14 protein-coding genes and 1 rRNA gene are annotated in these 17252 nt (G+C 34.5%); 12 read left to right on the top strand and 3 right to left on the bottom strand.

Annotation, left to right across the window (positions count from 1 at the left end; genetic code table 11):
* Window positions 1–7: 7 nt before the first annotated feature.
* The 3 genes from LY28_RS04000 to dnaA all read right to left on the bottom strand — a co-directional run bounded on the left by LY28_RS04000 (window position 8) and on the right by dnaA (window position 2928).
* Window positions 8–220 carry an RNA-binding S4 domain-containing protein gene (locus tag LY28_RS04000; RefSeq protein ID WP_110460893.1) on the bottom strand — a complete coding sequence of 71 codons (213 nt, stop codon included), beginning with the start codon at window positions 218–220 and terminating at the stop codon, window positions 8–10.
* A gap of 36 nt (window positions 221–256) precedes the next feature.
* A complete protein-coding gene (gene dnaN, locus LY28_RS03995; protein ID WP_110460892.1) occupies window positions 257–1357 on the bottom strand; it encodes a DNA polymerase III subunit beta in 1101 nt (366 codons plus the stop codon).
* Window positions 1358–1605: 248 nt separating this feature from the next.
* On the bottom strand, window positions 1606–2928 hold the full coding sequence (dnaA, locus tag LY28_RS03990; RefSeq protein ID WP_110460891.1) for a chromosomal replication initiator protein DnaA: 1323 nt from the start codon (window positions 2926–2928) through the stop codon (window positions 1606–1608).
* Between the two features lie 578 nt (window positions 2929–3506).
* Here dnaA and rpmH point away from each other — a divergent pair.
* From rpmH to LY28_RS03930, 12 genes are all read left to right on the top strand, one after another.
* Complete coding sequence (gene rpmH, locus LY28_RS03985; RefSeq protein WP_110460890.1) at window positions 3507–3641, top strand: 50S ribosomal protein L34; 135 nt, start codon at window positions 3507–3509, stop codon at window positions 3639–3641.
* A gap of 171 nt (window positions 3642–3812) precedes the next feature.
* Window positions 3813–4178: a ribonuclease P protein component gene (rnpA, locus tag LY28_RS03980; protein WP_110460889.1), complete on the top strand. Its 366-nt coding sequence runs from the start codon at window positions 3813–3815 to the stop codon at window positions 4176–4178.
* The gene (gene yidD, locus LY28_RS03975; protein ID WP_110460888.1) at window positions 4160–4375 is read left to right on the top strand and encodes a membrane protein insertion efficiency factor YidD; all 216 of its coding nucleotides are present in this window, start codon (window positions 4160–4162) and stop codon (window positions 4373–4375) included. Before rnpA ends, yidD begins: the two co-directional genes overlap by 19 nt.
* Window positions 4376–4410: 35 nt before the next feature.
* Window positions 4411–5256 carry a YidC/Oxa1 family membrane protein insertase gene (locus tag LY28_RS03970; protein WP_110460887.1) on the top strand — a complete coding sequence of 282 codons (846 nt, stop codon included), beginning with the start codon at window positions 4411–4413 and terminating at the stop codon, window positions 5254–5256.
* Window positions 5257–5263: 7 nt separating this feature from the next.
* Window positions 5264–5899 (top strand): RNA-binding cell elongation regulator Jag/EloR, encoded by a 636-nt coding sequence (gene jag, locus LY28_RS03965; RefSeq protein ID WP_110460886.1) that lies wholly within the window; start codon window positions 5264–5266, stop codon window positions 5897–5899.
* A gap of 105 nt (window positions 5900–6004) precedes the next feature.
* The gene (mnmE, locus tag LY28_RS03960) at window positions 6005–7384 is read left to right on the top strand and encodes a tRNA uridine-5-carboxymethylaminomethyl(34) synthesis GTPase MnmE (protein ID WP_110460885.1); all 1380 of its coding nucleotides are present in this window, start codon (window positions 6005–6007) and stop codon (window positions 7382–7384) included.
* Between the two features lie 98 nt (window positions 7385–7482).
* Entirely contained in the window at window positions 7483–9366 is a 1884-nt protein-coding gene (gene mnmG / locus LY28_RS03955) for a tRNA uridine-5-carboxymethylaminomethyl(34) synthesis enzyme MnmG (RefSeq protein ID WP_110460884.1), read from the top strand.
* Between the two features lie 36 nt (window positions 9367–9402).
* Window positions 9403–10128, top strand: coding sequence for a 16S rRNA (guanine(527)-N(7))-methyltransferase RsmG (rsmG, locus tag LY28_RS03950; protein WP_110460883.1), 726 nt, complete (start codon window positions 9403–9405; stop codon window positions 10126–10128).
* A 160-nt stretch (window positions 10129–10288) separates the two neighbouring features.
* Window positions 10289–11134, top strand: coding sequence for a nucleoid occlusion protein (noc, locus tag LY28_RS03945; protein WP_110460882.1), 846 nt, complete (start codon window positions 10289–10291; stop codon window positions 11132–11134).
* A gap of 480 nt (window positions 11135–11614) precedes the next feature.
* A complete protein-coding gene (gene gyrA / locus LY28_RS03940; RefSeq protein ID WP_110460881.1) occupies window positions 11615–14152 on the top strand; it encodes a DNA gyrase subunit A in 2538 nt (845 codons plus the stop codon).
* A gap of 223 nt (window positions 14153–14375) precedes the next feature.
* Window positions 14376–16631, top strand: a complete 2256-nt coding sequence (locus tag LY28_RS03935) for a HelD family protein (protein ID WP_165835491.1) — start codon at window positions 14376–14378, stop codon at window positions 16629–16631.
* Window positions 16632–17186: 555 nt separating this feature from the next.
* Window positions 17187–17252 (top strand): 16S ribosomal RNA (locus tag LY28_RS03930); the annotation flags it as partial.

Here is a 17252-nt window from a genome sequence, read left to right as displayed (position 1 = left end):
CATAATGCTATTTTTGTACAACCTCATAAGTCATATTCTCAAATTCTATTATATCACCGTTTCTAAGTTTTTTACCCCTCTGTAATTCTATACTTCCATTAACCCTGACAAGCCCGTCTAATATAAAGCTTTTTGCTGTTACACCATTATCACAGGCACCGGACCATTTTAAAAATTGATCCAATTTTATATATTCCGTGTTTATTTCTACTTGTTCCATATTTCCTCCCTGTAATGCAGTCCAATTACACAAGAATTACATTCTTACTGCTTGTACTAAATAAGCAAATGCTTCACTATTTTCCAATACAGGCCTGAAGGTACAAGGAGCATTTGTAGTAATAAAATAAATTGCTGATCTGTCCTCGTCAATTGCTTTTAATGCATCAATCAAGAATGTTGGATTATATGCTATTTCCAGATTGTTGCCTTCTATATCACATTTTATTTCTTCCCTTACATTTCCAAATTCAGCTTTTGAAGTAATTATAATTTTATCATCGTTTATAAATAAATTAACAGGACTGTTTTTGTCATTCATGGAAATAAGAGAAGCTCTCTCTAAGCTTGCCTGAAATTCCTTGTTAGTAATAATGACCTTTGTTTCAAACTCCTTATTCAGCAAGCTGTTATAATTCAAAAATTTACCTTCGATAAGTCTGGAAACAATTCGCCATGATTCTGTGTCAAAGACAATTTGATTATTTGAATTATATATATATACATCTTCATCAACAGACTGAAGAATCTTGGATATTTCATTTAATATTTTTCCCGGTACTATAACTGAAAAATCATCTAAATCAACATCTAATATTTTTCTCCTTAAAGCAAGCCTGTATCCGTCAATAGATACAAGCACCAGTTCTTTGTTTTTAACCTCTATAAGGGTTCCTGTCAATACAGGTCTGTGCTCATCAGCACAAACAGCGAACACAGTTTGTCTAATCATATCCTTTAAATCAGATTGTGTCAAACATAATACATTTTCCTTAACAACCTCAGGTATATTAGGAAAACCTGAGGAACCTATACCTTTTATCTCAAAATGGGAATTTTCACATTCGACTGTTACAAGGTTGTTTTCACTTACATCAATAAGTACTTCCGAATCCGGAAGCCTTCTGACTATATCTCCGAACATCTTAGAATTGATGACGATAGAACCGGTTCTTCTTATATCTGCTTCTACAAAACATTCAATTCCAATCTCCAGATCATTTCCGGTTAACTTGAATTTATCGTCGGCATTTAACAGTATACCTTCAAGTATAGGTAAAGTAGTTTTTATTGAAACTGCTTTTTGAACTATATTTATACCATTAAGTAAATTTTCTCTTGAACATATAATTTTCACGGCAACCTCCGGTATTCTAATATATTTTATAAATAATTAAATCAGTAAGAATAGTAGTAAGTGCTGTTAAATCTGTGTATAACTTCTGAGATTCAGTACTGTAAATACTCAGAAGGTGTTAATAATTTGTTGAGTACTTGTACCATTTTATTAACAATAAAATAATTTAAGCACAAACTCTAAGTTTTACACAAGTTTTAATCACCAAATCAACATAAACTGTGAATAAAGTTTCATAAAACATAAATTTATCCACCCATTATATTTTTTCTTATGTCTTCAATTGTTCTTCTCAATTCAGCACTGTCATCCATGTCGTTTTTTATCTTGTCACATGCATGCATAACTGTAGTATGATCTCTTCCTCCGAATTCATCACCTATTTTAGGTAATGACATGTCCGTCATTTCACGACAAAGAAACATTGCAATTTGCCGGGGAAAAGAAATATCTCTTGATCTTTTTTTTGATTTAAGCTCATCTGTTTTAAGATGAAAATACCTTGAAACTATTTCTTGTATAGTCTTTGAATTGATAACAATTGTTTTGCTGTTATTAAACATATCTTTAAGAGCTTCTATGGCCATATCAACATCTATTTTATGATCTGTTAATGTTGAATAGGCAATTACTCTGTTTAAGGCGCCTTCAAGTTCTCTGATATTTGATGCAACCTTATCCGCGATATAAACCATCACATCATCAGGTACATCAAGATTCTCAAGCTGAGCCTTTTTTCTGAGTATTGCAATTCGTGTTTCTAAATCAGGCGGAGCTATGTCTGCTATAAGTCCCCATTCGAATCTTGATCTGAGCCTGTCCTCAAGAGTATTAATTTCTTTTGGAGGCTTATCGCTTGAAACAATAATTTGCTTATTTGATTCGTACAGCGCATTGAAAGTATGGAAAAATTCCTCCTGAGTTCTTTCTTTTCCTGCAATGAATTGAATATCGTCTATGAGAAGTACATCTATATTTCTGTATTTATATCTGAATTCTTCATTTTTATCATCCTTGATAGCATTAATCAATTCGTTGGTAAACTTCTCGGATGATACATATAAAACCTTTAATGACGGGTTCTGACTCAATACAAAATGACCTATTGCATGCATAAGATGAGTTTTTCCAAGTCCTACTCCCCCATATAAAAATAATGGATTGTAAGCTTTGGCCGGTGCTTCGGCTACAGCTAAAGAAGCAGCATGTGCAAACCTGTTTCCGTTACCGATGACAAAGGTATCAAAGGTATACTTCGGATTTAAAACTAAACCGGACGTATCCTCAGAATATTCTTGAATTGCAGGTTTTGCCTGAGCTTGTGAGGGTATGGAAAAATAAATATTGTAATCCTTGTGAGTTACCTGCTTGAGAGAATTTTTAATCAAATAGGAATATCTCGACTCAAGGATTCCTTTCTGAAAGTCAGCGGGAACTCCCAAGGTTATTGTATTTGAATCAATAGAAATTGGTTCTATTGTTAATATCCAAGTATTATAACTTATATCAGTCATTTCATCCTTAAGTAATTCCAATGTCCGATTCCATATGTCATTCAACTGCACACTCATATACCTCGCCCGCCTTGATTTTAATCATAATTATTAATGGTAAAGCTGCAAACTGATTCACATTTTACCAAACTCTATAAGCCATAATACAAAAATACATAATATATAAATAAAAAACAAAAAATTTAAGATAATAAAATTTATTATAAATTAATCTTATGTGAGGTGTTCAAATATAAAAAACACAAAAAAATAAAAGTTATTAACAGTGTAAAAAGTAAAACACACAAGTTATCAACAAGTATTAATAAATATAACAGAGTTTTGTGGAAAATTCAATATAAAAAACATAAGATATCCACAAAAAATAAATTTTAATAACATTTATATCCACAGGTTTAGATTTTATTTTATAAGCAGTAAACAACATATTGACTAAAGAGTTCTATAAAGTACAAGATATTGTTTTTAAATAATATAAAAATCAAGTAGAATATTGCGAAAAAAAATATTAGTGAAAGTGGTTGGGCAATTGAACCTTGACAGTTTAAAAAAGATTAATATATAATAGATTCGGTGTCTTTAAAAGAAAAGACTTTAATAAGTTTATATAAAGAAAAAAGAACGGGGGTGGACTAATGTTAAGAACATATCAACCTAAAAAAAGACATAGACAAAAAGAGCATGGTTTCAGAAAAAGAATGAGCACTTCTAACGGAAGGAAAGTATTAAGAAGACGCAGATTAAAAGGAAGAAAGGCTATTTCAGCGTAAGACCGCATTTTGTGGTCTTTTTCTTTAAAGCTTGCTTATTTTTAATACAGAGATAAAAGCTTATGCAGGTAGCATAGAAGGAAATAACCCTGATGTCTGTGTAAAAAGACAGTATACCTCCACGCTGCTTTCATTATTTTTTTTGTACCAAAACTCGGCGTGGAGGTTTATATGCGGAAAGTTGTAACACTTAAGAAGAACTATGAGTTTGCAAAAGTTTTCAATAAAGGATTGTTTTATGTAGGAAGGCATATAGTAGTTTATGCACTTCCAAACAGACAATCCTTTAACAGAATCGGTATATCAGTTTCAAAAAAAGCCGGAAAGGCAGTTACAAGAAATAAGAAAAAAAGATTGATTAGAGAGGGCTATAGACAATTAGAAAATTATATTCTTAAAGGGTATGATATAATTATTGCTGCCAGAGGTGAAGATACTGTCTCTAAATATTCTGAATTGGTAAAGGAATTTAAGTATTTATTAAAAAAGCTGCGAATATTTGATCAGGAGAAATACAATTGTTTAAAAGAGCTTTGATTTCTTTGATTTTGTTTTACCAAAGGTTTTTATCACCTTTAAAAATGAAGCCTACGTGCAGGTTTTATCCAACATGTTCGCAGTATACTCTGGAGGCTATTATGAAATATGGTTGCCTTAAAGGGAGTTATATGGGTATAAAAAGAATATTAAAGTGTCATCCTTTTCATCCGGGAGGGTATGATCCTGTAAAATAGATTAAAAACATAGGTTTAGGAGATATATATACGTTATGGGATTTTTAAATGTAATCGCTGACCCACTAGGAAAATTTCTTTATTGGATTTATGGTGGCGTAAATAATTATGGAATAGCCTTGATTATTTTCACAATAATTGTAAGAACGGCAATGGTACCCCTGACTTTGAAGCAATATAAGTCGACTGCTGAGATGCAGAAGGTTCAACCACTCCTGCAGGAGGTACAGAGAAAATATGCAAATGACAAGGAAAAGCTTAATCAAGAAACGATGAAAATTTATCAGGAGCATAAAATAAATCCGGCTGGAGGGTGTCTTCCCCTATTAATTCAGATGCCGATTTTATTTGCTTTATGGCAGGTTATTTCCAGACCGCTGAAGTTTATGCTCGGATTTTCAGATACTCAGCTGGCTGATTTGGCAAATCAAGCAAGTCAGGCAAGTACGGTAGGCAGATATCCTGAAATAGACACGATTACTTATTTTATTAAGAGCGGACAGGGAGATAAAGTAGGCAACCTGAATATGTTTTTTCCAAGCCACAGCGGTTTGAATTTGGGAAATATACCTACGTGGGATTTTAGTCAAATGATAGATGATCCTTCGAAGTTTTTATTGCTTATATTACCATTGCTTGCAGTAGTAACAACTTATCTGACTGCCCGTATGTCAATGCCGAAAAAGACAAATGACAGTACAAAGGATAAGGCTGCAAATCCTATGGGAAATTCAATGCTGTATATATCTCCTTTAATGACCTTGATATTTTCATTTCAGTTTCCTGTAGGTATGTCACTGTATTGGTTCGTTGGTAATATATTTTCAATTGCGCAACAATACTATGTTAATAAATATGTCCTTAAAAAGAAGGAGGTGTGACTAAATAATGGCTTACAGTATAGAAAAAACAGGTAAAACAGTTCAAGAGGCTATTTCAGCAGCACTTTCAGAGTTAAATTTGTCCGAGGAGGATATTGATGTTGAGGTTATTGAGGAAGGGACAAAAGGAATTTTTGGAATTATAGGTTCAAAGGTTGCAAGAATACGAGCTACAGTAAAGGAACAAGAAAGTAATAACAGATGTGATGTTGCATCCGACTTCCTTTATACAATATTAAATAATATGGAAGTTGAAGCTGATATAAGTGTAAGCGAAGATGAAGAAAATGTAGTGGTTGATATTAACGGTGATGATATTGGTATAATCATAGGACGCCGCGGTGAGACTATGGATGCTCTTCAGTATCTTACCAGTTTGGTTGTAAATAAAGAGTATGATGATTATAAAAGAGTAATTTTAAATGTTGAGAATTACAGGCAAAAAAGGGAGGAAACTCTTATAAAATTAGCCAGCAGGCTTGCTGAAAAGGTTGTGAAGTATAAAAAGCCGGTTACTCTTGAGCCAATGAACCCATATGAGAGAAGAATAATTCATTCATCACTGCAAGGTCACAAATATGTTGAAACATATAGTACCGGAGAAGAACCAAGAAGAAAGGTAGTTATTGCATTAAAAAAATAATACAAAATATTAGTTTTAAATATGAAATAAAATGGTTCAGGAATTCTCCTTGAGCCATTTTGTGCGTTTGAAAGTATGATAAAGTCAGAGATTAGAGGTATATTTATGTACTTTGAGGATACAATTGCAGCACTTTCCACGCCTATAGGGACCGGTGGAATAGGAATAATAAGAATAAGCGGAATAAAGGCCTTTGAAGTCGCTTCAAAAATTTTTTCTTCAGGAAAAGCCATGGATGAAATAGCTTCACATACCGTAAACTATGGAAAAATAATAGATTCTGACACAAAGGAGGTTGTCGATGAAGTAATGCTGACAAAAATGTGCAGGCCTAAAACCTTTACAAGAGAGGATATTGTTGAAATTAATTGCCATGGCGGATTAATTGTTATAGAACGGATACTTGAGCTTATTCTTAAAAATGGAGCTAGACCGGCTGAGGCCGGAGAATTTACGAAACGTGCCTTTTTAAACGGGAGAATTGATTTATCACAAGCTGAAGCAATAATAGACCTGATAAATTCTAAAACTATTGAAGGTTCCAGAGCAGCAATAAGTCATTTAGAAGGAAACCTGTCAAAAAAGCTGAGGTCAATCAGAAAAATTATGGTTGAGCTGCTTGCGCATATTGAAGTAACTGTCGATTATCCTGAACATGATATTGAAGAGATAACTGGAGAAAATGTACTGCAAAATTTAATATTAATAAGGAAAGACCTTATGGCTTTGGCTAAGTCCTTCAATAGAGGTAAGATACTAAGAGAAGGTATTAATATTGTTATAGCCGGAAAACCGAATGTTGGAAAATCCTCCTTACTGAATCAGCTGTCAGGGAGCACCAGAGCAATTGTCACAGATATTCCGGGAACAACGAGGGATATTATTGAAGAATATATAAACATTAAAGGAATTCCCGCAAAAATAACTGATACAGCCGGAATAAGAGTCACGGGGGATGTTGTTGAAAAAATAGGTGTAGATAAGGCATACAAGGCAATAGAAGATGCAGATTTAATTATTATGATTATTGCTGCTGATACAGGTATTCTTGAGGAAGATACGGAAGTACTGAAAATTATCAAAAACAAGAAAAGTATCGTAATGATTAATAAGGTTGATTTAGTAAATGAAAATAAAATAAAAAATATAAAGCAGCAGCTTAATGCTGATAAGATATTAGAAGCCTCTGTTATTAATGAGAAGGGAATAGAAGAACTGGAGAAAGAAATATATGAAATGTTTTATAAGGGCAGCATTTCTCAGAATAATGAGATAATATTAACAAATGCCAGACATAAACACTTAGTTGATATGGGGATTGCTTCTATTAATCAAGCTCTTAGTTCATTTGAAATAGGTATGCCTTTAGATATGGTTACAATAGATATAAAAAATTCTGCAGAATGTATAGGACAAATAACAGGTGAATCAATAGATGAGGCTGTTATGCACAATATATTCAGCAGATTCTGTATAGGCAAATAATTTTGCCGTATTATGGTTCAAGCCTTTGCTTTTCAGGGTATGGCAATTGACTTTTATGAAAAGCAATAATTTATAAGATATAGAAAGGAAGAATCCTAATGGATTATTTCGCAGGAAGTTATGATGTAGCGGTTGTCGGAGCAGGACATGCAGGCTGTGAAGCAGCTTTCGCGGCAGCCAGACTGGGATGCAGCACAATCATTTTTTCTATTAATTTGGACAGCATAGCAAATATGCCCTGCAATCCGAATATAGGAGGTACCGCAAAGGGCCATTTGGTGAGAGAAATAGATGCCTTAGGCGGAGAGATGGGAAAGATTACTGACAAAACCTTCATCCAGTCAAAAATACTTAATTTTTCAAAAGGACCGGCAGTTTATTCTTTACGTGCTCAGGTTGACAGGAGGCAATATCAGATAAAGATGAAGCATGCACTGGAATTGCAGGAGAATCTCGATATCAGGCAGGCAGAAATAGTTGAAATACTAACCGATGAATCAAAAACAAAAATAATAGGTGTTAAAACACATACCGGTGCGATATTCAAATGTAAAGCTGTTATTCTTACCACGGGAACTTATTTGCAGGGACGAATAATTATTGGGGATATTAGTTACAGCGGGGGACCTGATGGACTGTTTCCTGCTAATAAGCTTTCAAAAAGTTTATCGGATTTAAAAATACATCTGCTGAGATTTAAGACAGGTACTCCTGCAAGGCTTAACAGGCGAAGTATAGACTTTACTAAGATGACTGAGCAAAAGGGGGATGACGAAATTATTCCATTTTCGTTTGAAACCGAGAGTATAAAAAAGGATCAGGTATCCTGCTGGCTGACATACACTAATAAAGAAACTCACGATATCATTAGGAATAATTTGCACCGCTCACCCTTGTACAGTGGAGATATAACAGGCATCGGGCCAAGATACTGCCCTTCAATTGAAGATAAAATTGTAAGATTTGCTGATAAGGAAAGGCATCAGGTCTTTGTAGAGCCAATGGGGCTTGGTACTGAGGAAATGTATTTGCAGGGAATGTCCAGCAGCTTGCCTGAGGATGTTCAGATAGAATTTATGAAGACAATCCCCGGCTTAGAGGACGTTAAAGTAATGAGAAGTGCGTACGCAATTGAGTATGACGGGATTGATGCCACAGAGCTGAAGCTGTCACTTGAGCATAAAAAAATAGAAGGATTATTTGCCGCCGGACAGATAAATGGCAGCTCAGGCTACGAAGAAGCAGCGGCACAGGGTATAGTTGCAGGCATTAATGCAGCAATGAAGTTAAATGGAAGAGAACCTATGATATTGGACAGGTCACAAGCCTATATCGGTGTATTGATAGATGATTTAGTGACAAAGGGAACAAAAGAGCCTTATAGAATGATGACTTCAAGAGCTGAGTACAGATTGCTTTTGAGGCAGGATAATGCTGATTTAAGATTAACTCCGATAGGCAAGGAGATTGGTCTTATAAGCGATGAACGCTATGAAAGGTTTCTGCAAAAAAAACAGCTGGTAGAGAAAGAAATTGACAGAATAAAAAATACTTATTTACCGCCAAGTGAAAAGGTATTAAGCTATCTTGAAATCAGAAACAGTACATTAATTAAAAGCGGAATAAATCTCGCCGAGCTTTTACGAAGACCTGAAATAAGCTACGGCAGCTTATCTGAAATATGTGATTTGCCGCAGCTGCCCAGAGAGGTCAGAGAGCAGGTTGAAATATCGGTTAAATATGAGGGATATATAAAAAGACAGGTACAGCAGGTTGAACAGTTTAAAAAGCTTGAAAGCAGAAAGATACCTGATAAAATTGAGTATGCTTCTATCCAGAATTTAAGACTGGAAGCCAAGCAGAAGCTTTCTCAGATAAAACCGGGCTCTATTGGCCAGGCATCTCGGATAACAGGAGTATCACCCGCAGATATAACAGCTTTGCTCATATATCTTGAGCAGTTTAACAGAAGCAGGAATTAAGATTTACTAAGGTTTATTATTAAGGCGGAGGGAAAAATGAACTTAAATTCAGAATTGAGGGAGCTTCTTTCAAAGGGAGCCCTGCATTACGGAAAAAATATAAATGAGCTGCAAATACAGAATTTTAATCAGTATATGGAAATGCTAAAGGATTGGAATACAAAAATCAATTTAACAGCTATAGAGGATGACAGGGAAATAATTATAAAGCATTTTATTGACTCAATGAGTATCTTGCCATATATAGAGGATAGGCAGCAAAAGCTGATTGATATTGGAACAGGAGCCGGATTTCCCGGTATCCCTATTAAAATAGTAAATAATAATATCAATGTCACCCTTCTTGATTCTTTAGAAAAAAGAGTAAGGTTTTTAAATGAAGTTATAAAAACAATAGGTATTTCGGAAATAAAAGCTGTTCATGGAAGAGCTGAGGATATGGGTGTGAACCCGGAGTACAGGGGAAAATACGACATTGCTGTCGCAAGAGCTGTGGCAAGCCTTCCGGTTTTACTTGAATATTGTCTTCCTTTTGTAAAAATAAATGGAATTTTTATCGCAATGAAGGGAAGCAGCACAGAAGAGTTTAATAATTGTGCTAAAGCCCTCGACATATTAGGAGGGAAAATTGAGAAAATTGAAAAAATGGAATTACCTTTTACAAATATAGAAAGAAATGTTGTGGTGATAAGAAAGTTTAGACAGACGCCGACAAAATATCCGAGGAAAGCTGGTAAACCAGGAAAAGAGCCGTTGATATAGGAACTAATTGAAATCATTTTAAAGGTTTTTATCGAACGATTCTTTTCAGGTAATAAAGGAAATGAAAGAAAATCAGGAGAATTATCCTTTGTAAGTAATTTACAATATTTGGTAGATTACCAATGAAAAAAACAAAATTTACACAAAGAATGGTGCCGTTATGTTAGATAACAAAGTTCAATTTCCAAAGCAAGAAAAGAAAGATGAGCTAAAAAATATTACTTATGTTGGTATCGATTTTATAAGGCCAAATCCATATCAACCAAGAAAGCAATTTAATAAATTAGCTCTTGAGGAATTATGTGAATCAATAAAACAATATGGTGTTTTGCAGCCAATAAACGTAAGAAAAATATCACTTAGCACATATGAGCTGGTTGCAGGCGAAAGAAGATTAAGAGCGGCAACGATGGCAGGGTTGAAGGAAATTCCTGCAATAGTAATTAATGTTGATGATAATGACTCGGCTGTAATGGCATTGATAGAGAATTTGCAAAGAGAAGATTTGAGCTATATGGAAGAAGCTGAGGGTTACAGCAACTTAATAAATGAGCATGACTTTACACAGGAAGAGCTGGCACAGAAAATTGGAAAAAGTCAGTCAACTATCGCAAACAAAATAAGATTATTAAAGCTGCCTCCTCTTGTGAAAAAGATTCTTGCGGACAACAATCTTACCGAGAGACATGCAAGAGCTCTTCTTAAGCTTCACGATGAGCAGCTGCAGTTAAAAGTACTAAGACTGGTATGCGAAAGAGGTTTGAATGTAAAAAAGACTGAAGAGCTTGTGGAAAAGGCGATTGATAAATTTTCAAAGGATATAAGAAAAAAGAAGGATGAAAGAAAAGTAACCAAATCAATAAAGGATGTCAGAATATTTGTGAATACAATAAAACAGGCAATTGATATAATGAAGCAATCAGGTATAAATGCCAAGGCAGCCCAGATTGACAGAGGAGAATATATTGAATTTGTTGTACGTGTTCCAAAGAATAATATGGCATAGTATTGACAAATTCAAAATTAAATTTGTTATGATATATTATAAAAATTCTTATGTACATAATTTGAAATACAAATAAAAAAGTGGATGTTTATCATACCACTTTTTTATTACCTGAATTTTAAATGCAATACAAGCAGCAGCGTATTTTATGTCTCAGCCTCAAAACCAAACTATCAGAAGATTATATCGTTTCTTTAGCCGATAGTAATTGACTTTATGAAAGCAGACTAACCGAGGCATATATTGGAAATAATTATAATGGCTATATTAATATACATGATGAATTCTTTTGATTTAAGGAAACTTTAGCCTAAAAACCAGACTATAATCCGATATTATCTGATATTTAGGTCCTAGCGTGTATTTGTATAGTGCATTTGGGATGTATAGTCACAAATAGGTGGACAGGTGGCGAAAAGTTTATTACAATATATAGTGGATTAGATTGTTTTTATAATATGAAAAGAGGTAGAAAGTTTAATGGCAGATGAAATAAGGGAGCAAAAAATTATTCCAATAGACATAGAAGAAGAAATGAAAAAATCATTTATAGACTATGCTATGAGTGTAATAATAGACAGAGCACTGCCTGATGTTCGAGATGGATTAAAACCAGTACACAGGCGTATACTTTATACTATGTATGCTTCTGGTTTTACACCGGATAAGCCATACAGAAAATCAGTTGCAACTGTAGGCGAATGCCTAAAAAACTATCATCCCCATGGTGATGCTGCTGTTTACGACAGTCTTGTACGTATGGCACAGGATTTTTCACTCAGACATACCCTTGTTGACGGACATGGCAACTTTGGCTCGAGAGATGGCGATTGCGCAGCTGCTATGAGGTATACTGAGGCAAAGCTGACAAAAATATCGATGGAAATGCTTGCTGATATAAATAAGGATACAGTTGACTTTAAACCAAATTTTGATGATCATGAGGTCGAACCTGTTGTTTTACCCTCCAGATTTCCATGCCTGCTGGTAAATGGTTCTCAAGGTATAGCGGTTGGTATGGCAACAAATATTCCGCCTCACAATCTTGGGGAAGTAATCAATGGTATTTGTGCGATAATAGACAATCCTGAAATTACTATTGATGAATTGATGAAATATATTAAAGGACCTGATTTTCCTACAGCTGCTAAAATAATAGGGAAAAAGGGGATAAGAGATGCATACAGAACAGGCAAAGGAAGAATTGTAGTACGTTCTGAGGCTACAATTGAAGAATTGCCCGGAAACAAACACAGGATTATTATTTCCGAAATACCGTATATGGTAAATAAAGCGCGCCTTATTGAGAAAATTGCTGATCTTGTTAAAGAAAAGAGAATTGAAGGAATATCTCTCCTGCAGGACGAATCCGGAAGAGAAGAGCCGGTAAGAATTGTAGTTGAGCTAAAACGTGATGCCAATCCAAATGTAGTATTAAATCAGCTGTATAAGAATACTCAGCTTCAAGACACCTTCAGTGCCAATATGGTAGCAATAGTACCCACTGAGGATAATTTATACGAGCCTAGAACATTGAATTTAAAAGAAATTTTAGACTACTACATAGCTCATCAAATAGATGTTATCAGGCGAAGAACGAAATTTGAGCTTGATAAGGCTGAAGCCAGGGCACATATATTAGAAGGTTTAAAAATTGCACTGGACAACATGGATGAAGTTATTAGAATTATCAGAGCATCTAAAACAGAGGCTATCGCAAAAGAAGGCTTAATTCAAAGATTCGGCTTCAGCGATAAGCAGGCCCAAGCAATTGTAGATATGAGACTGGGCAGATTGACAGGGTTAGAAAGAGAAAAAATAGAAAATGAGTACAATGAATTGCTTGAGAAGATTAATTATTATAAGAGCGTATTGGCTAATGAAGTGTTAGTGCTTGGAATAATTAAGGACGAGCTGTCTGTTATAAAAGATAAATATGCAGATGAAAGAAGAACAAAGATTGAAATTGATGAAGATGAGATTGATATAGAGGATCTTATTGAGAATGAAGAAAGTGTAATTACCTTGACTCACTTTGGGTATATAAAAAGGCTCCCTGCCGACACATATACCAGCCAAAGGCGTGGAGGAAAGGGAATTATAGGGCTTAGTACAAGAGAAGAAGATTTTGTAAAAAATTTATTTGTTACTTCCACACATGATTTTATTATGTTCTTTACCAGCAAGGGAAGAGTATACAGATTAAAAGCATATGAGATACCTGAGTCCGGCAGGCAGGCAAAGGGAACTGCAATTGTGAATTTGCTGCAGCTTGATGGAGATGAAAGAATAACAACTGTAATTCCTATTAAAGAATATAAAGAAGGGCAGTATCTTGTTATGGCCACCCGTAATGGTCTTATTAAAAAGACCGATATTATGGAGTACGGTAATATAAGGAAAGGCGGCCTTGCAGCAGTTTCTTTAAGAGAAAATGATGAGTTGATTGATGTTAAGCTTACTGACGGAAATCAGGATATTATGATTTCCACTAATAATGGAATGGCTATACGCTTCAATGAAACAGATGCCAGACCTATAGGAAGAGTATCCCAGGGAGTTAAGGGCATTGAGATTGATGAGGATGACCATGTTATAGGAATGGAGGTTTGCACAGAGAATACTACCTTGCTGGTTGTGACAGAGAATGGTTTCGGCAAGAGGACAGAGCTTGACGAATACAAGGTTCAAAATAGAGGAGGTAAGGGGGTTCTTACTTACAGGATCACCGAAAAGACCGGCAAGTCCATTGGAATGATGCTGGTATCGGATGAAGACGATATTATGCTAATCAGCAGTGATGGAACAATTATTCGAATGAAGGTTAGTGAGATTAGCATTCTTGGAAGGGCAACTCAAGGTGTTACGCTAATGAGAATGGCTGATGGAATTAAGGTTGTCAGTATGGCAAGAATGGTAAATGAGGATGTTGATTCTGAAGAGGCTGATGATTTAGTTCGTGACAATTCAGATTGCAGCGGATTGAAGGATGCTGCTGTAGACACCGATGAATTATAATACAGAAGTGTTTTCAATATAATAAAATTTAAGACAAGTACTATCGGCTGAAAAACCTATTACATCTGCCTATAGTAATTGTCTTTGGTAATTCATAGCTGATTATAAAGAGGATATATGAGAAGTCTCATGTAGCCTCTTTTTTAACCGTAGTATCGAGGGATATTATATCGTTTTTTGAATCTGTTTTATATTTTAAGTTTATTATTGAAAGGTGATGCTTATGGACAATTATAATGAACAGTTTGAAATTGAGAAATTTAATTTTAATAAGGTAGAACAGATTATAAGGGAGCAGCTGGAAAAGGAGTTAAAAACAATATCCTCTAAAAAAAGGGAATTAATTATTGCAAGAAGAGATATGTACGAAAACACTATTCACTCGTCTAATGATTTTGACAAACTTTCTGATGCAGTTCAGTATTTAACTCCTCTGGAAGTAAAGACCAATGATTATAGATTAACCGATGACCGGATTAAAAAATATGAAAAAATGCTGAATGCTCCTTATTTTGCCAGAATAGATTTCAAGGAGGAGGAATATGGCGTAGAAAAAATATATATTGGGCTTGGAAATCTTATTGATAACAAAACCCATCAAATATATGTATGTGATTGGAGAGCTCCGATTTCAAGTATATTTTACAGGTACGGATTAGGCAGGGCAAGCTATAAGGCACCTAATGGAATAATAGAGGGAGAATTACTTCTGAAACGTCAATTCGATATAAAAAAGGGTGAGCTAAAATATTTCTTTGATTCAGATTTAACTATTACAGATGATATGCTTAAGCTTGCTTTATCACATAATGCCTCGCTGAAAATGAAAAGCATAGTTGAAACAATACAGAGAGAGCAGGACATTATTATCCGCGATATAGAAAACGATATTTTAATTGTACAGGGAGTTGCAGGAAGTGGTAAAACCTCCGTTGCCCTGCATAGAGTTGCATTTTTGTTATATCATGGACTTACATCTAATTTAAATACAAATAATATTATTATGATTTCACCTAACACACTTTTCAGCAAATATATAGACAACGTTTTGCCTGAGCTTGGAGAAAAAAATATTAAAACATTAACCTTGGAAGAAATGCTTAATGATGTTTTTGAAGATAAACTTAAAATCAGAAATAGAAATTCCTCAATAGATGCTCTGATAAGTATCACTGATTCAGAGAAAAAGAATTTAATAAAAGCTTGTACTAAATTTAAAATGTCCAAGGAATTTATAGTAATTATTGAATGCTTTTTGGATTATTATTTGCGCAGAATTATTAGGTTCAGGGACATTTTTTATAACGGTGAATGTATTGCCGATAGAAATCTTTTAAAAAATGAGCTGATCAGATACAGCAAGACCATGCCTTTGGAAAAATGTCTTACTGCCATTGAAAATCGTATTATGGGCAGGATACATGAAATGAGAAGATTACGGTTGGCTAAGCTGGAGGAATTTATAAGCAAATATCCCGAGCATAGCTTTGAAATAAAAGCTTATGCAAGATTATTATCATTAAAGGAAAGTTCAGCTCTGCAAAGAGAAGTTTACAAGTTCACAAGAATTGATGCAATGCAAATGTATAAGGAGCTAATAAAAAACAAAAATTTATTCTATAGAGTATCCAATGGAATAAAGCTGCCGGAAAACATAGATATGATTTTATCTCATACCAATAATAGCTTCAGCGATGCTTGTATCAGCTATGAGGATGGTATGGCGGTGCTTTTGATGAAGCTGAAAATGTCAGGCTGCAGTCTTAATAATCATATAAAGCAGGTAGTGATAGATGAAGCACAGGATTATTACCCTTTACAATATGAAATAATTAATAAAGCATTTCCGGGTGCAAGATATACAATTATGGGGGATATTAATCAATCAATTGAAAAGGAAGCTGACTTGAACCTGTATGATGAAATAAAGGCTGTACTTAATAGGAAAAAGAGCTTAATACTGAATATGAAAAAGAGTTTTAGAAGCTCATATGAAATTAGCTGCTTTAGTTCATACTTTGCAAATGAAGCAATAGAAATAGAAAGCTTTGACAGGCATGAAAGCAAGCCTGAGATAATTGGTTCTTTAGATACTTCCGGGATGGAGAAAAAAATAATAGAAGAAATTTCAGAGTATAAAATTGCCGGATATGAATCTATAGCTATCATATGTAAAAGCTTATGTGATTCAGAAAAAGTATATAAGAGCATCAGCAGTAAAACAAAGGCTGTATTGATTAGCAACAGTTCTTGTGAGATCACATCAGGCATATATATTCTTCCAATATATATGGCAAAGGGCCTTGAATTTGATGCAGTATTGCTGTATCAGGCAAATGATAATAACTATAACAGTAATGATGACAAAAAGCTTTTATATATTGCATGTACAAGAGCTTTGCACAAGCTGTCCTTGTTTTATTCCGGAAAAATAAGCAGGCTTATCCCAATTGCATCAGCAGATGGACAAAGGATATAAGCTGCATTTTTGAAGATTGAGGATATTTGAATTATTAGGAGATATTTAGGCGGATAAAGCAGGAAATAATGGGTAAATTAAAAAAACAGGCCGATTTAGGATTGCTTTGGGTTGGCATAGAGCATGGTATGGTGGTATACTAACGAAGCTGTCGAAAGATACAGCACTTAGTATTATTCACTTTTAAGAGTTTAAAAAATCTTAAATAAAAATAAAAAAAGTGTTGACAAGGAAACAGCAAGATGGTATTATGATTAAGCTGCTTGCGGAAATGCATGGCAGAAACCTTGAGAAGCAGACGTAAGAACGCTTTAAGGGATTGGACTTTGAAAAGTAAACAGTGACAAGTCTTTCAAATGAAAGACCATGTAAAGGAACTCGAAAAATTCCAAAATCTATAAAGTAGATTAAAATCCACGAGTAGATTTTAAAAATTGAGTAACTTGCGAACTTTACAACCTGGTTTTTGGAAACAAGAACTAGAAATAAAAGTCAGCAATTTTAATGAGCTAATAAGCATGATAACTTTTGTTATCGTGTCAAATTTTCAAATATTAATTTGAGAGTTTGATCCTGGCTCAGGACGAACGCTGGCGGCGTGCCTAACACATGCAAGTCGAG

It is taken from the genome of Ruminiclostridium sufflavum DSM 19573, assembly GCF_003208175.1.
Classification (GTDB): Bacteria; Bacillota; Clostridia; order Acetivibrionales; family DSM-1351; genus Ruminiclostridium; species Ruminiclostridium sufflavum.
Note: the sequence above shows the minus strand (reverse complement) of the source record. Positions and strands in the feature narration are given on the sequence as shown.

Excerpts from the sequence above, each read along its gene's own strand:
- mnmG (WP_110460884.1), top strand. The coding sequence starts at position 7,483 with ATGGATTATTTCGCAGGAAGTTATGATGTAGCGGTTGTCGGAGCAGGA.
- gyrA (WP_110460881.1), top strand. The coding sequence starts at position 11,615 with ATGGCAGATGAAATAAGGGAGCAAAAAATTATTCCAATAGACATAGAA.
- rpmH (WP_110460890.1), top strand. The coding sequence starts at position 3,507 with ATGTTAAGAACATATCAACCTAAAAAAAGACATAGACAAAAAGAGCAT.
- rsmG (WP_110460883.1), top strand. The coding sequence starts at position 9,403 with ATGAACTTAAATTCAGAATTGAGGGAGCTTCTTTCAAAGGGAGCCCTG.
- jag (WP_110460886.1), top strand. The coding sequence starts at position 5,264 with ATGGCTTACAGTATAGAAAAAACAGGTAAAACAGTTCAAGAGGCTATT.
- mnmE (WP_110460885.1), top strand. The coding sequence starts at position 6,005 with ATGTACTTTGAGGATACAATTGCAGCACTTTCCACGCCTATAGGGACC.
- LY28_RS03970 (WP_110460887.1), top strand. The coding sequence starts at position 4,411 with ATGGGATTTTTAAATGTAATCGCTGACCCACTAGGAAAATTTCTTTAT.
- dnaA (WP_110460891.1), bottom strand. The coding sequence starts at position 2,928 with ATGAGTGTGCAGTTGAATGACATATGGAATCGGACATTGGAATTACTT.
- LY28_RS04000 (WP_110460893.1), bottom strand. The coding sequence starts at position 220 with ATGGAACAAGTAGAAATAAACACGGAATATATAAAATTGGATCAATTT.
- noc (WP_110460882.1), top strand. The coding sequence starts at position 10,289 with ATGTTAGATAACAAAGTTCAATTTCCAAAGCAAGAAAAGAAAGATGAG.
- LY28_RS03935 (WP_165835491.1), top strand. The coding sequence starts at position 14,376 with ATGGACAATTATAATGAACAGTTTGAAATTGAGAAATTTAATTTTAAT.
- rnpA (WP_110460889.1), top strand. The coding sequence starts at position 3,813 with ATGCGGAAAGTTGTAACACTTAAGAAGAACTATGAGTTTGCAAAAGTT.